This is a genomic window from Ruegeria sp. AH12 (genome assembly GCF_056541465.1).
Genome location: NZ_JBQFYL010000224.1, coordinates 1 through 531, shown reverse-complemented (window position 1 = coordinate 531; position 531 = coordinate 1). Strand labels below are relative to the sequence as shown.

Here is a 531-nt window from a genome sequence, read left to right as displayed (position 1 = left end):
CATGGGGCTGGTGGCTGCGCTGCATTCCTCGCTGACCCATGAGGCTTTGCACGGGCATCCCTTTCGCCAGAAGTGGCTGAATGAGACGCTGATGGCGATGCCGCTGACTTTGTTCATTCCCTACAATCGGTTTCGGGACCTGCATCTGGCGCATCACTGTGACGCGAACCTAACCGATCCCTATGATGACCCTGAGACCAACTATCTCGACCCGCAGGTCTGGGCGTCTCTGGCTCAATGGCAAAGACGGATGTATCAAGTGAACAATACTTTGCTGGGGCGGATGGTTCTGGGGCCTGCGATCGGGCAGGTTGCGTTCTTGAGGGATGAACTGCGTGGTGCACTTCGCGGAGATCGGGCGATTTTGTTGGCATGGGCGCTGCATATGCCCGGCGTTGTCGCGACTCTTTGGATCGTCGCGCTTTCGCAAATGCCGATCTGGGCCTTCGCCCTTTCAGCATATATCGGGCTGGGACTGGTCAAGATCCGCACATTCCTGGAACACCGCGCGCATGAGAAATCGCGCGCGCG

1 protein-coding gene is annotated in these 531 nt (G+C 58.2%); it reads left to right on the top strand.

Translation table 11 applies throughout. From position 1 onward, the window contains the following. On the top strand, positions 1-531 hold a 531-nt coding region (locus ACR0EL_RS22755; protein ID WP_480502392.1), incomplete at both ends, for a fatty acid desaturase.